The 17,094-nt window shown below is 70.7% G+C and carries 13 protein-coding genes; 6 read left to right on the top strand and 7 right to left on the bottom strand.

Going from position 1 to position 17,094, the window contains the following annotated elements; all coding sequences use genetic code 11:
* The 4 genes from NBZ85_RS13330 to NBZ85_RS13315 form a co-directional block, all read left to right on the top strand.
* Nucleotides 1–399: HEPN domain-containing protein (locus NBZ85_RS13330; protein WP_261562008.1), on the top strand; the 399-nt coding region annotated here is incomplete at its 5' end.
* A 73-nt stretch (nt 400–472) separates the two neighbouring features.
* A complete protein-coding gene (locus tag NBZ85_RS13325; protein ID WP_261556746.1) occupies nt 473–3,139 on the top strand; it encodes a KGGVGR-motif variant AAA ATPase in 2,667 nt (888 codons plus the stop codon).
* Nucleotides 3,140–3,361: 222 nt separating this feature from the next.
* Nucleotides 3,362–4,720: a type I glutamate--ammonia ligase gene (glnA, locus tag NBZ85_RS13320; protein ID WP_261556747.1), complete on the top strand. Its 1,359-nt coding sequence runs from the start codon at nt 3,362–3,364 to the stop codon at nt 4,718–4,720.
* 10 nt (nt 4,721–4,730) lie between these two features.
* Entirely contained in the window at nt 4,731–7,835 is a 3,105-nt protein-coding gene (locus tag NBZ85_RS13315; protein WP_261556748.1) for a bifunctional [glutamine synthetase] adenylyltransferase/[glutamine synthetase]-adenylyl-L-tyrosine phosphorylase, read from the top strand.
* 288 nt (nt 7,836–8,123) lie between these two features.
* Here NBZ85_RS13315 and glnII read toward each other — a convergent pair whose 3' ends face one another.
* Nucleotides 8,124–9,185, bottom strand: coding sequence for a glutamine synthetase GlnII (glnII, locus tag NBZ85_RS13310; protein WP_261556749.1), 1,062 nt, complete (start codon nt 9,183–9,185; stop codon nt 8,124–8,126).
* 448 nt (nt 9,186–9,633) lie between these two features.
* The gene (glnA, locus tag NBZ85_RS13305; protein ID WP_261556750.1) at nt 9,634–11,058 is read right to left on the bottom strand and encodes a type I glutamate--ammonia ligase; all 1,425 of its coding nucleotides are present in this window, start codon (nt 11,056–11,058) and stop codon (nt 9,634–9,636) included.
* Between the two features lie 182 nt (nt 11,059–11,240).
* Here glnA (NBZ85_RS13305) and NBZ85_RS13300 point away from each other — a divergent pair, with 182 nt between their 5' ends.
* Nucleotides 11,241–11,720: an RDD family protein gene (locus NBZ85_RS13300; protein WP_261562007.1), complete on the top strand. Its 480-nt coding sequence runs from the start codon at nt 11,241–11,243 to the stop codon at nt 11,718–11,720.
* Between the two features lie 294 nt (nt 11,721–12,014).
* Here NBZ85_RS13300 and NBZ85_RS13295 read toward each other — a convergent pair whose 3' ends face one another.
* From NBZ85_RS13295 to NBZ85_RS13275, 5 genes are all read right to left on the bottom strand, one after another.
* Entirely contained in the window at nt 12,015–12,833 is an 819-nt protein-coding gene (locus NBZ85_RS13295; protein WP_261556752.1) for a DUF4191 domain-containing protein, read from the bottom strand.
* 135 nt (nt 12,834–12,968) lie between these two features.
* Entirely contained in the window at nt 12,969–13,286 is a 318-nt protein-coding gene (locus NBZ85_RS13290) for a hypothetical protein (protein WP_261562006.1), read from the bottom strand.
* Between the two features lie 152 nt (nt 13,287–13,438).
* Complete coding sequence (gene lipA, locus NBZ85_RS13285; RefSeq protein WP_261556754.1) at nt 13,439–14,425, bottom strand: lipoyl synthase; 987 nt, start codon at nt 14,423–14,425, stop codon at nt 13,439–13,441.
* Nucleotides 14,422–15,138, bottom strand: coding sequence for a lipoyl(octanoyl) transferase LipB (gene lipB / locus NBZ85_RS13280; protein WP_261556755.1), 717 nt, complete (start codon nt 15,136–15,138; stop codon nt 14,422–14,424). The genes lipA and lipB overlap by 4 nt, the downstream gene beginning before the upstream one ends.
* A gap of 74 nt (nt 15,139–15,212) precedes the next feature.
* The gene (locus NBZ85_RS13275; RefSeq protein WP_261556756.1) at nt 15,213–15,959 is read right to left on the bottom strand and encodes a Type 1 glutamine amidotransferase-like domain-containing protein; all 747 of its coding nucleotides are present in this window, start codon (nt 15,957–15,959) and stop codon (nt 15,213–15,215) included.
* A gap of 381 nt (nt 15,960–16,340) precedes the next feature.
* On the opposite strand from NBZ85_RS13275, the gene NBZ85_RS13270 reads away from it, so the two are divergent.
* On the top strand, nt 16,341–17,094 hold a 754-nt coding region (locus tag NBZ85_RS13270; RefSeq protein WP_368861377.1), incomplete at its 3' end, for a protein kinase.

Below are 17,094 nucleotides of genomic sequence, written 5' to 3'. Positions count from 1 at the left end.
GGAGGGCGGGGGACGCTGAATCCGACAAGGCGCAAGCTGGCAGATCACTGGGCGAGCGTGGCCCGCGAGCGAGGCGTCGACGCCGCTGCGCTCCATGCGCAGGCACGCCAGCTCGCGGCGCTCTATTTCACGGGTTACGTCGTCGAGGCCTATGCGAAGGCCCTCGCTTCGGCACGCGGTGGGGCCGTGCTTCACACGCACAACCTCATACCGCTGCTTGAAGAATGCGGGATCCACAGAAGTGATCTTCCGCTGGATCTACGGGTATACGCCGATGAGCGGACGGTCACCATGCGATATGACCCGGTTCTTTCTCCTGAGGTCGACTATGCGACCGAACTCGCGCGGGCGCAGAAGCTTGCCGCGCACCTCGGCCGTCGACTTCGACGATTAGTCTGATCTCACTACGCTCCGGCATCCGTGGGTAGTGCGATGGCGAGACAGGTGCAACCAGTGGCGGGGAGGTGCCGGCATGCCCAGTGAGGGCCAGGACGCGGCAGGCCGCATCCGCGCGGACGTCTTGGGTTGGGTACGGGAGCGTGACCACTTGGCGCAGGTGCAGGTGGTGTCAGATCCCTACCACGGCTATCGGATCCAGGTGGTCACTCGGCTCTTCGAGGGCCGGGTGCAGGCCGAGCGACGTTCTCTCGCGCTCGGCTCGATTGTGCCGGACGCCGACATAGCATTCCTGAGCCTGCTCACCCCCGACGAGTCGGCGGCTTCCGCCGTCGAGGGGGCAGCCGACTTCCTGCGCCACGAGGTGCTGGAGCTTCCTTTGTGGCCGGACTCGTTGGCCCGTGGCCAGCACGAGCCGGTCGAGGTCCGCCTTCCTTCCCGATCGGACGACTTCCTCTCCGAGCCGCTGATCGCTACCTTCTACTCTCTGCGCGGTGGCGTCGGGAGGTCGACGTCACTCGCCTACACCGCCCTGCTGCTCTCGCGTGAACACCGGGTCCTCTGCCTCGACATGGATCTCGAAGCACCCGGCCTCGCCGCCTTGTTCGACGTTGAGCGCGAGGTGGCTCCCGGCCGAGGCATCGTGCCACTCCTGCTCGAGGCAGAGATCAATGGCGGGCTGCCGGACGTCACGCCCCATCTGCTGCGCGTGCATCCTGATCGTGAGCTCTACCTGCTACCCGCGGGTCATCCTGAGGCCAACTACGCCCGCCAGCTCGCCCAGCTCGACCCGGCGGCGTGGTACCGGGAGGAGAGCAACCCGCTGCGGGATCTCATCGCCGCCGTCGGCCGGCTGCGGATCGCCCCGCAGATCGTCCTCATCGACGCCCGAACCGGCATCAGCCCGCTTTCGGCACCGCTGCTGTTCGACGTTGCCGACATCGCCGTCGTGACCTTCTTTCCACATCCGCAGGCGCGGGTAGGTACGCGGGCGTTGACCCGGGCGCTGTTGGCCGCGAGATCCGAACGGTCTTACACGCCCGAACCACGATTCATCGTCAGTCCGGTGCCAGGCGCGGGGGCTCCGGAGATCCGCGGTCGCTACGAGGACCGAGCCGCCGACTGGATCAGCGAGTGGCTCGCGCCCGCGGTCGTCGAGGGTGGCCAGGCGGCTTTCGGGGAGGTCGAGGAACTTATCCACGTCGTCGGCTACAGCGAGGACGTGGCCGGAACCGACAGTGTCGTCAGCGAGACCGGGATCGGTGCGTACGCGCCGATCAGTGAATGGATCAAGGGTTTCGTCCCGCGATCGGCAGCCGAGGCACCCGGCGACACGGGGGCGCCGACCGCGCTTGCGTCGACCTCGAAATCCGCCGCCCTGGCCGAGCTGCGATTCTCCGCCGGCACCGCCGAGGGCCAGTCGGACGTCGATTTTCAGGAGACGTTCCTTCAGACCGAGACGGTCGGGCGGGCCACCCGGGCCGACATCCCGCTCATCCTGGGGCGCAAGGGTACCGGCAAGACGGCGTTGTTCCGCCGGCTCGCCACCGCGGGCGGGAACCTCGTGGTGACCAGCCCCCCCGACCTGCCTATGCGCCGACCATGGATGCCATCCAGCGATACGTACAAGGCAGTGGGTACGGCACTCTCGGACGGTGGCAATGACTGGCGGGTGGCCTGGACGTTGCTGATCGGTGTGGCGATCCTGCTCCGCGGGGGAGACCGCCGTACTGTGCCCGCCGCCTTCGGCGAGCTGGCCTGCAAAGCGAAGGACGAGTCGGAGTACACCGCGCTCGACCTGGTCGAGGACGTGCGCACGATGCTCGCGGCCCGCGACGTCGGCCTCGTCGCCTGGCAGTGGCTTCGGGAGCTGGACGCGACGATGCCGCGTGACACCCTCCTGCTGTTCGACGGTCTGGATGCAGGCTTCGGGCGCACCCCGGGGGATCTGGAAAGGCGCCGCGACGGCGTAGGTGGCCTGCTGTCGCTGGTGTCCGAGCGGGGGGACGAGCTGGTGAACCTCCGGCTGAAGATCCTGCTCCGAGACGACATCTGGCGTGCCGTCCAGCTCCCGAACAAGTCCCACTTCTACGGCCGCGACGCACGGCTGTCCTGGGCGAACCAGACCGACTATCTCAAGGTAATCGTCAAACAGGCGTTGCGCGTTCGGGAAGTTGCCGACCTGGTAGGGCAGAGAATGCCTGATATCGGCCCGGCTGCGCTCTCGCCGGCCGCGGTCGATTCTTGGCCGCAGTCCCGGGTGATCGATGCCTGGCGGGTGCTGGTCGGGGAGCGGATCTCCGGAGGCAAGACCGCCTTCACCTACAACTGGGTGTGGAGTCGACTCGCGGACGGCAACAAGGACCACTCCCCCCGCTCGCTGGTCCGGCTTTTCGACCGTGCGGTGGGGCGGGAACGCGGATGGTACCCGGAATCACCATACGAGCGGAGCCTTATTCGGCCGAGAGCGCTGGTGGAATCGCTTGATGACATCAGCGACCAGGAGATCGTCTCGCTGGAGGAGGAGTTCGCCGAGCTCGTCCCGCTGTTCGACGCGCTACGGGAGATCGGGCGGACGCCGTTCCCGGCCGGTGAGCTGCAGGTGGACTTGGACGTGGTGAGCCTGGGGCAGGAGGTCGGCCTGCTGCGCATCGACTCCGGCTCCCGGGACGAGGTCGAGCGTTACCGCGTCCCGGAGCTCTACCGGAAGGCGCTGGGAATGGGGCGCAAAGGTCAGGCCTGAGTTCTGTCTCTGCCTCGCTCCGCCGACGGCATGATCCGCGGTGCGGTCGTGGGTTGCGGGGTAGACCCTGCGGTAGGTGCTGCGGGTTGGATGTGACGGACTGTTGGCGGGCCGGTTGCCTGCACGCAACATCACGGCGGCGCAGCGGTGTCCCCGCTATGGTCGGGTCAGGCTGACCGGGCGGCCCGTATGGTCGAGTCCCCACCTCAGCGCGGAGGCACCATGGACAAGCAGCAGGAGTTCGTTCTGCGGACTCTCGAGGAGCGGGACATCCGCTTCGTTCGGCTCTGGTTCACCGACGTGCTCGGCTACCTCAAATCCGTGGAGATCGCGCCCGCCGAGCTGGAGGGTGCGCTCGCCGAGGGGATCGGGTTCGACGGCTCCGCGATCGAGGGTTTCGCGCGGGTGCACGAGGCCGACATGCTGGCCCGGCCGGACCCCTCCACCTTCCAGGTACTTCCGTGGCGCGGTGAACATCCGCTCACCGCGCGGATGTTCTGCGATCTGATCATGCCGGACGGGGCGCCGGCCGCCACGGACTCGCGCTGGGTGCTGCGCCGAACCCTGGCTCGTGCGGCGGACGCGGGTTTCACCTTCTACACGCATCCCGAAATTGAGTTCTTCCTGCTCAAGGAGCCGCCGAAGCGTGGCGGGCCGATGCCGGCGCCGGTCGACGAGTCGGGGTACTTCGACCTCACGCCGAACGACATCAGCCACGACTTCCGCCAGCAGGCCATCAGCATGCTGGAACGGCTGGGCATCTCGGTGGAGTTCAGCCATCACGAGGTCGCGCCCGGGCAGCAGGAGATCGACCTTCGTTACGCCGACGCCCTCACCATCGCGGACAACATCATGACCTTCCGCCAGGTGGTGAAGGAGGTGGCGTTGCGGCAGGGAATCTACGCCACCTTCATGCCGAAGCCGTTCGGTGATCAGGCCGGTTCGGGCATGCACACCCACCTGAGTCTTTTCGAAGGTGACCGCAACGCCTTTCACGACCCGACCGACGAATACCAGCTGTCGAAGGTTGCCAAGGCGTTCATCGCCGGTCTGCTCACGCATGCCGCGGAGATCACCGCGGTGACGAACCAGTGGGTGAACTCCTACAAGCGGCTCATCGGCGACCAGCGCCTCGGCGAGGTACTGGAGGCGCCCGCCTACGTGTGCTGGGGCCACAACAACCGGTCGGCCCTGGTCCGGGTGCCCCTGTACAAGCTGCACAAGTCGCAGGCCACCCGGGTGGAGTTCCGGCTGCCGGACAGCGCGTGCAACCCGTACCTGACCTTCGCGCTGGTACTGGCCGCCGGGCTGCGGGGCGTCCAGGGCGGCTACGATCTGCCCGCGCCGGCGGCCGACGACGTGTGGACGCTCACCGACGTCCAGCGCCAGGAGCGGGGGATCACCGCCCTGCCGGGCTCGCTGGCAGAGGCGATCACGGTGATGGAGCGGTCCTCGCTGGTGCGGGAGACCCTCGGCGACGAGCTGTTCGAGTTCTTCCTGCGGAACAAGCGGGCCGAGTGGCAGGACTACCGCCGGCAGGTGACACCGTTCGAGATTGACCGCTACCTGCCCGTGTTGTGAGAGTGGCGCCATGCGGGTCGAATGGCTGGGAGGCGCGACCGGGTCCGGCGCGCCGCCAGCCGCCGGCCATCCACGCGGCAGCTCGGTAGCCGCCCAGCTCGCCCGGCTCGGCTTCAGCGACGTCGACCGGGTGGCGGCGACCATGGAACGGCTCGGCCTGCTCGGCGGGTCCGCGACGCCAGCTGATCAGGAGTCCCGGCTTTCGGCGAACGTCGTGGTCGGGGCGCTGGCTGCGGCGGCCGACCCCGACCTGGCACTCGCTGCGCTGGACCAGCTCGTCGACGCGCTCGGCCCGGCCGACGGACGGGGACTCGTCGCGGAGCTGGCCAGGCACGCCGGGCTGCGGGTACGGCTGTGCGCCGTGCTCGGTGCGAGCCGAGCCCTTGGCGACCATCTGGTCCGCCATCCCGCGGACTGGCGGGTGTTGCGGCCCGACGAGCTGGTCGGCGCCTCGCCGGATGCCGGCCGGGTGCGGGCGGGGCTGCTGCGCGCGGTCGGCGCGGACCCCGCCGACCGGATGCCCCGCGCCGTCGACGACCGGCCGGCGACCCTCGATGCTCTGCGCGTCGCCTACCGCCGGGCGCTGCTCGTCGTCGCCGCCCGGGACCTCACCGGCGCGGTGGCGCTGGACGACGCCACCGCGGAGCTCGCCGACCTGGCCGGTTCGGCGCTCGACGCGGCGCTGGCGATCGCTCGCGCCGGCCTCGACCCACAGCTGCCCCCGGTGCGGCTCGCCGTCATCGGCATGGGCAAGTGCGGGGGCCGGGAGCTGAACTATGTCAGCGACGTGGACGTCCTGTTCGTCGCCGAGGACGGGGCTGGGTCGGACGCGGCCGATGCGCAGGCGGCACTGCGGGCGGCGACGCGGCTGGCCGAGGGAGTGGTGCGGGCGGCGGGGCTGGTGACCTCCGCGGGCGCGTTGTTCCAGGTCGACGTCGGCCTGCGCCCGGAGGGCCGCGACGGCGTCCTGGTGCGCACCCTCGACAGCCACCGCGCCTACTACCGCCGCTGGGCCCGGACCTGGGAGTTCCAGGCCTTACTCAAGGCCCGTCCGGTCGCCGGGGACACCGCGCTCGGCGCCGAGTTCTGCGCCATGGTCGCGCCGCTGGTCTGGACCGCCGCCTCCCGGCCGCACTTCGTCGCTGACGTGCGGGCGATGCGGCGCCGGGTCGAATCGACGCTGTCGCGTGCGCAGGCGCAGCGCAACCTCAAGCTGGGCCCGGGCGGGCTGCGCGACGTCGAGTTCGCCGTCCAGCTTCTGCAGCTCGTCCACGGCCGGGTGGACGCGAAGCTGTGGGAGCGTTCGACGCTGTCCGCCCTCGACGGCCTCGCCCGCGGCGGGTACGTGGGCCGGCGTGACGCCGCCGATCTCGCCGAGGCGTACCGCTTCCTGCGTAACGCCGAACACCGGCTTCAGCTGCAACGCCTGCGCCGGGTGCACACCCTGCCGCGAGACCCGGACGAGCTGCGCTGGCTCGCCCGATCGCTGGGGATGCGTACTGGCGAGAACTTCACCGACGCCCACGCCCGGATCGTGCGCACCGTCCGGTCGCTGCACCAGAAGCTGTTCTACGCCCCGCTGCTGGAGGCGGTCGCCCGGCTGTCGACCGAGGAGATCCGGCTGTCCCACGTCGAGGCGCAGCAGTGGCTCGCCGCGCTGGGATTCGCCGCGCCGGACCGCTCGTTGCGCCACATCGAAGCGCTGATCAGCGGGGTGAGCCGGACGGCCGCGATCCAGCGGCATCTGCTGCCGACGCTGCTGCCGACCCTCGCCGACGCGCCCGACCCCGACGCGGGTCTGCTGGCCTACCGCCGGGTCAGCGAGGCGCTCGGCCGCGCACCCTGGTACCTGCGGCTGCTGCGTGACTCCGCCGGCGCCGCCGACCGGCTTGCCCGGGTCCTCGCGTCCAGCCGGTATGTCGCGGATCTGATGACGAGGGCGCCCGAATCGGTCCGGCTGCTGCGCACCGAGGCCGACCTCGTTCCGGTTCCGCGGGAGACGCTCAGTCGAACGATGGTCGCGATCGTGCATCGCAACCCCGACTGGGAGGATGCCGTCGGTCGGGCGCGGGCGGTGCGCCGGGAGGAGCTGGTCCGGGTCGCCTGCGCGGATCTGCTCGGCCTGCTCGACGTCGCCGCGGTCGGGCGGGCCCTGGCGGACGCCGCCGCCGCGACCGTCGCCGCCACCCTGCTGGTCGCCGCGCGCAGGATCGCCGGGGGTGATCCCGAGTCACTGCCGGCGCGGATCTCCGTCATCGCGATGGGCCGGCTCGGCGGCGCCGAAATGTCCTACGGCAGCGACGCCGACGTCCTGTTCGTGCACGAGGCCCGGCCGGGCCATTCGGCGCAGGAGGCGAACCGGGCCGCCGCCGATGTGGTCGGGGAGCTGCACCGGCTCCTCGCCGTGCCCGGCCCGGATCCGGCGCTGCGGCTGGACACGACGCTCCGCCCGGAGGGCCGCAGCGGCACGGCGTCGCGCACCCTCGACGCCTACGACGCCTACTACCGCCGCTGGTCGCAGGACTGGGAATCGCAGGCGCTGCTGCGGGCGCGGCCGCTGGCGGGCGATCCCGACCTCGCCCGCCGGTTCTGCCGGCTCGCCGACACGGTGCGCTACCCGACGACGTTGCCGGCGGCGGCGATCGACGAGATCATCCGGCTTCGTGGCCGGATGCGGCGCGAGCGGATCCCCCGCGGGGTCGATCCAACCAGGCATCTGAAGTTCGGTCCCGGTGGGCTCATGGACGTGGAGTGGGCCGTGCAGCTGCTCCAGCTTCGCCACGGCCGGCAGATCCCGTCGCTGCGCACGACTTCGACGCTCGACGGCCTGCGGTCCGCCGTGCTCGCCGGGCTGCTCGGCGAGGCCGCAGCGGGTGATCTGCAGGCGGCCTGGCTGTCGGCGTCGCGGCTGCGCAACGCGAGCACGCTCGCCGGCTGGCCGCGGCCGGACGTGCTCCCTGACCGCCCGGGGGCCCTTGAGGCGACGGCGCGGGCCGCGGGCTGGCCGCCCGACGGCGCGGAGGATCTGATCGACGAGTATCGGCGGCTGGCGAGGCGGGCCGAGGCGGTGGTCGCGGACGTCTTCGCGCGGGAACGGACCGCCGAGTTCGGCTGAGCGCCGCCGCCAGCCGCCCCGCCGCCAGCCGCCCCGCCGCTCGCTGGCCGGACCCTGTTCGAAGGGTGATGGTCTGCCCGCAGACGCCGACAGGCCGGCCGTCCGAGGACAAGTCTCGGGACGGCCGGCCTGTCACCTGCCACCTCACACCGCGGTGCGCACCGTTGCGGGAACCGGGGGATCGGGGCGCCAGCGCTCCCCCGCGCGAGCGCCCCGGCCATGACGCAATGTCTGCCCAGCCGCGTCGGCTTTGTCAGCCGATCGTTCCAGGCAGACGTGTCTGCCTGCTCAGACGCTCGCCTCGGCGGTCGCCGGCGCGGACTGTGAGGGCACGAACAGGGTCGGCTTGTCGCCGGCCAGGGCGCTGCAGCAGGTGTCGACGATGAGCGCGGTGACCAGGTACGGGTCCATGTTCGCGTTTGGACGACGGTCCTCCAGCCAGCCCTTCTTGGCCTTCTCGACGGCCCAGGGGATGCGGACCGAGGCGCCGCGGTCGGACGCGCCCCAGGAGTACTTGTTCCAGGGGGCGGTCTCGTGCTTGCCGGTCAGCCGGTCCTGGATGCCGACCCCGTAGTGGGTGACGTGCTCCATGACGCGCGTGCCGAGCGCCTCGCAGCACGCGACGATGGCGTCCCAGCCCTCCATCGTCTGCTTGGTGGAGAAGTTGGTGTGCGCGCCGGCACCGTTCCAGTCACCGGGGATCGGCTTCGCGGCGAAGGACACCTCGACGCCGTAGTCCTCGGCGATCCGGTGGAGCAGCCAGCGGCCCAGCCAGATCTGGTCGCCGATGGCGGGCGCAGGCAGGACCCCGATCTGGAACTCCCACTGGCCCATCATGACCTCGGCGTTGGTGCCCTCGATGGCGAGGCCGGCGTCGAGGCACGCCTGGGTGTGCTTCTCGACGATCTCGCGACCGGGCATCTTCGAGCCGCCGACGCCGCAGTAGTACGGCCCCTGCGGCGCGGGGTACCCGACCTCCGGCCAGCCGTACGGGCGGCCGTCCTTGAAGAAGGTGTACTCCTGCTCGATGCCGAACATCGGCGACATGTCGGCGTACTTCTCGGCGACGGCGCGGGTGGCCGCCCGGGTGTTGGTCGGGTGGGGCGTGAAGTCGGTCAGCTCGACCTCGCACAGCACCAGGATGTTGTCGCCGCCCCGGATCGGGTCGGGCCTGACGAAGACGGGACGCAGCACGCAGTCCGAGTTCGATCCCGGCGCCTGGTTGGTGCTCGAGCCGTCGAAGCCCCAGATCTCCGGCTCCTTGCCGTCCTTGATGATGCGGGTCTTGCTCCGCATCAAGGGCTCCGGCTCGGTGCCGTCGATCCAGATGTACTCGGCCTGATAACTCACTCAATACTCCCCGTGGTTGGTCCTGCACGAAAAGGTGCGACTTCGTGATCGGCCTGGGGGAGGCCGACCCAGGCCGCGGTGGACGGGAGGGTTCGGTCGGAGCCTCGTCGGGCCCCGTTACCGCCCCGTTCCGTACTTGTTAATTCTTCGTCTCTGGTACGTCACAGATGGTATGCATGGCCGGACCAGGGCATTAGTTCCCCGAGGCCGCTCGACCGGCCCTACGACACTGGTGGGCGCCGATTTTTCAGGTCTCGCCCAAGGGAAGCCGGAGGAATCCGCGCAGATGGTGCTGGTGGGAATGTGGGAGGCCCCGTTCCGGTGCTGTTGGAACGGGGCCTCGGGAAGCGACCAGTGGGAACTTTCGTCGGTTCTCGGCCGGTGCGCGCGGAGCTCGGGCACCCCGGTCAGTTTTTCGACCGGGCCGCGCCGGGAGGGGCCCCGCCGGTCAGATGTCGTAGTAGAGGGTGAACTCGTACGGGTGCGGCCGGAGCCGGATGGCATCGACCTCGTTGAGTCGCTTGTACGACAGCCAGGTCTCGATCAGGTCAGTGGTGAAGACATCGCCCTCGCGGAGGAAGTCGTTGTCGGCCTCGAGCGCGTCGAGCACCTTCTCCAGCGAACCGGGAACCTGCGGAACCGCGGCCAGCTCGTCCGGGGGGAGCTCGTAGAGATCCTTGTCGATCGGGTCCGGCGGGTCAATCTTGTTACGGATGCCGTCCAGGCCCGCCATGAGCATCGCGGCGAAGGCCAGATACGGGTTGCAGCTCGGGTCCGGAACCCGGAACTCGACCCGCTTCGCCTTGGGCGAGTCGCCGCCGAGCGGGATGCGGCAGCAGGCGGAACGATTGCGCGCCGAGTAGACGAGGTTGACCGGGGCCTCGTAGCCGGGCACCAGCCGGCGGTAGGAGTTCGTGGTCGGGTTCGTGAACGCCAGCAGTGCCGGCGCGTGGTGCAGCAGGCCGCCGATGTAGTAGCGCGCCGTGTCGGACAGGCCGCCGTAGCCGTTGGGGCTGTAGAACAGCGGCTCGCCGTCCTTCCACAGGCTGGAGTGCACGTGCATGCCCGATCCGTTGTCCTCGAACAGCGGCTTCGGCATGAAGGTGACGGTCTTGCCCCGGCTGCGGGCGACGTTGCGGATGACGTACTTGTAGAGCATCAGGTTGTCCGCGGTCTTCAGCAGCGTGTCGAAGCGGATGTCGATCTCCGCCTGCCCCGCGGTGCCGACCTCATGGTGCTGCATCTCGACGGTGATACCGGTCTCGTAGAGGACCCGGGTCATCTCCGAACGGAGGTCGGTGAAGTGGTCGGTCGGCGGAACCGGGAAATAGCCGCCCTTGAACCGAGGCTTGTAGCCGAGATTGCCGCCCTCTTCCTTCCGGGCGGTGTTCCAGGCGGCCTCGACCGAGTCGACCTGATGCATCGACCCGTAGGGGTTGTAGTCGTAGCGGACGTCGTCGAAGATGTAGAACTCCGCCTCGGGTCCGAAATAAGCGGTGTCGGCGATTCCGGTACCCCGCAGGTACGTCTCCGCCTTCTTCGCGATGTTTCGCGGGTCCCGGGAGTACTGCTCCTTCGTGATCGGGTCGTGGATGAAGAACGTCATCGCGAGGGTCTTGTGTTCGCGGAAAGGATCCACGAAGGCGGTCTGCGGGTCCGGCAGCAGCAGCATGTCGGATTCGTGGATGGCCTGGAAACCTCGAATCGAGGAGCCGTCGAACATCAGCCCATCGGTGAAGACGGATTCGGAGAAAACCTGCGTCGGAATGGTGAAGTGCTGCATGATGCCGGGAAGATCGCAGAATCGTACGTCGATGAACTGAACGTCCTCGTCGCGGATATAACGGAGCACGTCCTCGGCTTTTGTGAACATTCGCCCTCCAGCGTCCCGCCACGCTTATCAAGCCTGTAGGTTACGGCATGTCGATGTGTCTTCGGTCATGCCTCGGTGAACCCGCGACATCACGAAGTTGTTTCGTTTGTGTTACGGGCACCTACTTTATCACCCTTGGTGATCTGTTGGGTGCAGCTTGGTGTGGCGGATAAGCTTGCGTCGTGGGACGAGCACTTGGAGGCTGGCTCGAAGGGCCTGGTCTGCCCCGGGACTCCCCGCCGGGAGTCCGGCTGGGGCTGCCGGCGGAGGGCCGAGGCTCAGTCGTGGGCTTCGGTCCGCGGCTGGGTGCCTACCTCATCGACGCAGTCGTGGCGAACCTGATCGTCGGTGCGCTGTACCTGGCCGGGCTCGGCTACGCCGGCGACGTGCGCGGCCTGGCGATCTACCTGGTGTTTCTGCTGGAGGAGTTCATCCTCATCAGCACCGGCGGCCAGACGATCGGCATGCGGCTGCTGGGCATGCGGGTGATCCGGCTGCGTGACCGCGGCCGCCAGTCCTGGCCCTGGATCGGGGTGCGCACCCTGCTGCTGGCGCTGCTGGTGCCCGTGGTCATCTGGGACCGTGACCAGCGCGGCCTACATGACCGTGCGGCCGGAACCGTCGTTGTGCGCGACCCCGCCCGCGCGGACTCCGCTTCCTAGGGTCGGTTCATGCCCCGCCGTGAAGGTGAGGCCCGCGGACGGACATGGTGTTTCGCGGAACCGAACCTCGCGCCCCGGCCGGCCTCCGGTGGCTGGGACCGGAACCGACCAACGGATAGCAGCTCTGCGTGATTATTTAGGTACGGAAACGGGTGGGAGGGGTGGCATGTCCTCCTGGCATCGCCCGCAGAACCGGGCGGGCCCACCGTGCCATGTGCCAGCGCGTCGGCGTGCCCGCCGGAGCGGCCCGGAAGAGGGCTGATCCGGCGGGCCCACGCCGGCTGGCGGCGCGGGTCAGCGCAGGCGGCCGCCTCGGGGCACGTTGCGGGGGATCGGGCCCTTCGGAATCGGCAGGGCCGCACCGCCCATGGCGCGCAGCCGGCGGTCGAGGGCGTCCACCTCGCCCCGCCGCAGGGTCCGGCGCAGCCGCATCAGCGTGCCCTGGAGCTTCGGCAGCGGGATCTCTCCCTCTCCGGTGCCGACGATGATGTCGGTCACCGGCGTGTCGCCGACGGCCTTGCGAACGCGGCGCTTCTCCGCAACGAGCAGCTCCCGCGGCCCGCGGCCGCGGCCCTCCGCAATGATCACCACGCCGGCGCGGGAGACAACGCGGTGGACCACGTCCTGGTGACGGTTGATGCCGACCGCGGGCGTGATCCGCCAGTCGCCGCGCATCCGCTCGACCACCCCGGCGGCGGCTCCGGGCTTGCCTTCCATCTCCGCGTAGGCGGTGCGCTGGACCCGCCGACTGAACACGTTCAGGGCGACCACGACGCCGAGCAGGATCGCGATCGGGATCCACAGGTACAGCGGCCCGACGAAGAGGCCGAGCACGATGCCGAGTGCGAGCGGGACGAAGAAGCCCGCCAGGGTGAACCAGAGCGCCTGCGGATCGCGCTGCCGGGTCATCTTGAAGACCACTCGCAGCTGCGCGAGGCGGGCCTTGAAACCGGTGCCCTCCGCGGCGCCGCCCGTACTCGCGCCGCGGCCACCGCCCGCGGCGCCGCCCCGGCCCGCACCGTTCTTCCCGCCCGCTACCGCCGCCGCGTTCTTGCCCGCCGCCGCGGGGGCCGACGACCCCGAGGTGTCCCTCGGCTGCTTCCTCAGTGCCATGACCGCGAGCCTACGGCCTGCGGGCACTGCACAGTGCGGCTGTCAGCGCCCACCGCGATCAGCTGTCGTGATCCTGCGTCAGGACTGCGGGGCCGACGGCCCTGGCGGTTGCCGGGGCGGGTCGCCGGCCGGGGATCAGCTCTGGGCGGCGACGACCCGGGGGAGCCCGCGGACGGCGGCGCCGAGCCGGGCGGTGGTCGCGCCGCCGCTGAGGCCACCCAGGCCGGCCCGCCGGGGGGTTCGCGCGGTGCCCCCGGTGCCCGGGACACTCGCGCACGCGCCTGGTCCGGGCGGGATCGGGGCCGCCGACATCGGATCAACCCATCGGTATCCCGTTGTGACGTGCAGGTCGGCGGCCGCGCGCCAGGCGTTGCGCCGCGCGGTCTTCTGACCTCCATGCGGCAGCACGAGCAGAGTCGCTTCTTCGAGGACGCTGAGCAGTGAACGGAGCACGATGGGAACGACCTCCCGGCACGGTCGTGGGCGCACACCTCGATCATGAGCCAGCGGGGATGCTGGGCCAGAGGAGAGACCCCCTTGTGACAAGGGGGTGACGCTACGATGAGTAGCCTAGCCCGTCCGGGGGATGCCCACCAGCGTGCCCGTCACTGCGTGTGAGAGGTTTCCAGCACACTTTTGGGGGCGTCGGACATCGCGGTGTGGGCCTCGCCACGAGCCGTGATCGCCTGTTGGTAGAGCCGGCCGGCCCGGTAGGACGATCGCACGAGTGGCCCGGACATGACGCCGGAGAAGCCGAGCTCCGTGCCGACGCGCTCCCAGTCGAGGAACTCCTCGGGCCGCACCCACCGCTCCACCGGGTGGTGCCGGGGCGTGGGTCGCAGATACTGGGTGACGGTGAGGAGCTCACAGCCGGCGGTGTGCAGGTCCCGCATGGCCTGCTGGATCTCCTCGGCGGTCTCGCCGAGGCCCAGGATCAGGTTCGACTTCGTGACCAGCCCGGCCGCGCGGGCCTGGCGTAGCACGTCGAGGGAACGCTCGTAGCGGAACGCCGGCCGGATGCGCTTGAAGATCCGCGGCACCGTCTCCAGGTTGTGCGCCAGCACCTCGGGGACGGCGCCGAAGACCTCGCCGAGCTGGTCGGCGCGCCCGCCGAAGTCGGGAATGAGCACCTCGACCCCGGTGCCCGCGGACAGCACGTGGATCTGGCGGACCGTCTCCGCATACAGCCAGGAGCCGCCGTCGGCCAGGTCGTCGCGGGCGACGCCGGTGACGGTGGCGTAGCGCAGCCCCATCGTGCGCACGGACTCCGCCACCCGCCGTGGTTCATCCTGGTCCAGCGGGGTGGGACGACCCGAGTCGATCTGGCAGAAGTCGCACCGGCGGGTGCAGACGTCCCCGCCGATCAGGAAGGTCGCCTCGCGGTCCTCCCAGCATTCGTAGATATTCGGGCAGCCGGCCTCTTCACACACCGTGTGCAGGCCGGCGGCGCGTACCAGTCCCTTGACGTCGGAGTACTCCGGGCCGGTACGCATCCGGGTGCGGATCCACGGCGGCTTGCGCTCGATCGGCGTCTGCGCGTTGCGCGCCTCGAGGCGCAGCAGGGGGCGACCCTCGGGGGCGACCGCGCTCAACTCACCAGCTCCATCCGCTCGGTCCCGGGCTGCTGTGCTGCCGGGGGCGCGCCGGGCGGCTCGACCCGCGCGGTGAGGCGATCACCGAGGTTCCGCCCGCCGAGGTACCGGGAGAGCACCGCCAGGGTGTGCCGCTCGACGACCGGCCGGGCCTCGGCGACGGTCACCGCCCGGCCGAGCTCGGCGGACAGGCTCGTCACCCCGGCGTCGGTGATGCCGCAGGGCACGATCTGCCCGAAGGCGCCCAGGTCCGACGAGCAGGTCAGCGCGAAGCCGTGGGTCGTCACCGCCTGCCGCACCCGCACCCCGATCGCGGCAACCTTGCGCAGGCCGTCCACGGTCCACACGCCGGTGCGGCCCTCGACCCGGTGGGTCGCGAGCCCGAGCTCCGCGCAGGAGCCGATGAGGGCGTCCTCCAGGGCGCGCACGTAGGCGACGACGTCGAGCGGGCGAGGTAGCTTGACGATCGGGTAGCCGACGAGCTGACCCGGGCCGTGCCAGGTGATCTTGCCGCCGCGGTCCACGTCGACGACCTCGGTGCCGTTCAGCGGCCGTTCGAAGGGCTCCGTGCGCCGCCCCGCGGTGTAGACGCTGGGATGTTCCACCAGGATCAGTGTGTCGTCCACCTCGTCGGCCACCCGGGCCTCGGCGAGGGATCGTTGCATGTCCCACGCTTCGCGGTAGGGGACCACGGAAAGCCTCAGAACATCCACGTCATTCAGCCTACGCCCGCGCCGCGCCGCGTCACTGTGAGCTCGACCGGAGCTCCGGGCTCGCCAGCCGGCGGTCAGCCGGCGGGGTCCGCGCCCGGCGCACCGGGTAGCAGCCGGGGCACGACAGCGGTCTCCACCGCGGCGCCGCCGGGGCCGGGTTCGACCCGCCAGGCGTGCACGCCCGGCCGGTCGGCCACGGCCTCGACGAGCTCGGTGCCGTGAAAGTGCAGCCCGACGCCGTCGTCGGTCGCCCAGCCGGGGGGCAACGTCCCGTCGGCGACGAGACGCTGGAACAGCGGGCGGCGCCCCGGCTCCGAGTCGTAGTGCGGCGTGTTGCTGAACGGCAGCAGGCCCAGGCCGTTCGTCACCGGCCGCAGGTCCGGGCCGAACGAGTCGGTGGTGCCACCGACATGCCAGCACAGGGAGCCGGCCGAGACGCCGCCGAGGACGACGCCGGCCTCCCACGCCTCGCGCAGGATCTCGCCCAGCCCGTGCACCGCCCAGACGGCGAGCAGGTTCGCCACGCTGCCCCCACCGACCCAGATCACATCCTGGGCCAGCAGGTGGCCACGGAGGTCGGGGATGTTCGGCATGGGGAACAGTGCGAGATGGGAGACCCGCACGTCGGGGCGGTCGCGGTTGAACGCGGCATATCCGCGGGTGTAGGCGCCCTGGTCGTCGCCCAGCGCCGTCTGCAGCAGGCAGACCCGCGGGCGCGGGCCCGCCCCGGCCAGCTCGATCGCGTGCGTCAGGATCGGCCCGACCTTCGCGCCGTACCGGCCGTCAGGAAGAAAACCGCCGCTGGTGGCGAGGATCTGCACTCCGGTCTCTCCCCGGTTCGTCGGCCGCCGGCGCCGCCGTTCGGCTCCGGTCTCCGTTGATTGTCCGCCATCCACGCATCCGCGCCGCGGTGGGCCGGCTACCGCCGCAGGTTTCCGGCTCATGCCGGCGAGATTCACCGCCCGATTCCGCCAAGTTCCGCTCGGCGCGTGCCTGGGCCCGCCGTGACCAGCCACGTCCCGTCACCGCCGACGCAGGCGGTGACGCCGCCGGTGGAGTGATCGTAAAAAGTTATCCACAACCGGACGAAGATTAATGCAGACCCACCCTGTTTGAGCCTAGCGTCGCTACCTGTGACCTTCACCGACGATTCCGCGGACAGGCCGACGCGGCGCGTCGGCGGGGTACCCGAGGTGCCGGGGGTGAGCGTGCGTTCCCGGCTGCGGGACGCGGGCTCCGGCGAGCTCTGGGCGGGTCAGTTCGACCAGTCCGGGGTCGAGTGCGTCGTGCGGCGGGTGCGTCTCGCCCCCGATCCGGTGCTGCGTTCGGCGGCGGTCGCCGCGGCTCGCGCGCTGGCGGAGCTGGCCCATCCGCACCTCATTGCGGTGGTGGCGGTGCTGCCCACGGCGGAGGGGCTGGCGCTGATCACCGAGCCGGTCGTCGGCGCGATCAGCCTCGCCCGCCTGCTGGCGCTGCGCAGGGATCTCGACCCGGGCGAGGTCGTCACCGTCGGCCTGCCGGTCGCGCAGGCGTTGGCCGCCGCGCATGCGGCCGGCATCGTGCACGGCCGGCTCGAGCGGGAGGACATCCTCCTGGAGCCGACCGGGCGACCGGTCCTGACCGGCCTCGGGGTCGCCGCGCTGGCCGACGCCGCCCGAGCCGATCCCGTTCCGCCCGAGGCGGCTTCGGCGGACGTGCACGACCTCGCCGATCTGCTGCTGGGGGCGATGCGAGAGGCGACCGGCCCGGACGCGGCCGCGGTCGCGGTGGCCGTCGCCACCGCCATGATCGACGACCCGTACCGGCGGCCGAGCGCCGCCGAGCTCGCCGCCGCGCTCGCCCGCAGCGCCACCCCCCTGCCCGTTCGGCTGCCCGGCGACGGCGAGCCGAGGGCGGCCGGGCGGCTCGCGGGACCCTCACCCACGGAGACGTTGCCGAGGATTCCCCCGGTGGACC

Source organism: Frankia tisae, assembly GCF_025403405.1.
Classification (GTDB): Bacteria; Actinomycetota; Actinomycetes; order Frankiales; family Frankiaceae; genus Frankia; species Frankia tisai.
The sequence above is the reverse complement of the archived record's forward strand: the minus strand, read 5'-3'. Positions and strand labels throughout refer to the sequence as shown.

Bases quoted from the DNA above. Each gene is read 5' to 3' on its own strand.
- glnA (WP_261556747.1), top strand. From the start codon at position 3,362: ATGGACAAGCAGCAGGAGTTCGTTCTGCGGACTCTCGAGGAGCGGGAC.
- glnA (WP_261556750.1), bottom strand. From the start codon at position 11,058: ATGTTCACAAAAGCCGAGGACGTGCTCCGTTATATCCGCGACGAGGAC.
- NBZ85_RS13315 (WP_261556748.1), top strand. From the start codon at position 4,731: ATGCGGGTCGAATGGCTGGGAGGCGCGACCGGGTCCGGCGCGCCGCCA.
- NBZ85_RS13295 (WP_261556752.1), bottom strand. From the start codon at position 12,833: ATGGCACTGAGGAAGCAGCCGAGGGACACCTCGGGGTCGTCGGCCCCC.
- NBZ85_RS13325 (WP_261556746.1), top strand. From the start codon at position 473: ATGCCCAGTGAGGGCCAGGACGCGGCAGGCCGCATCCGCGCGGACGTC.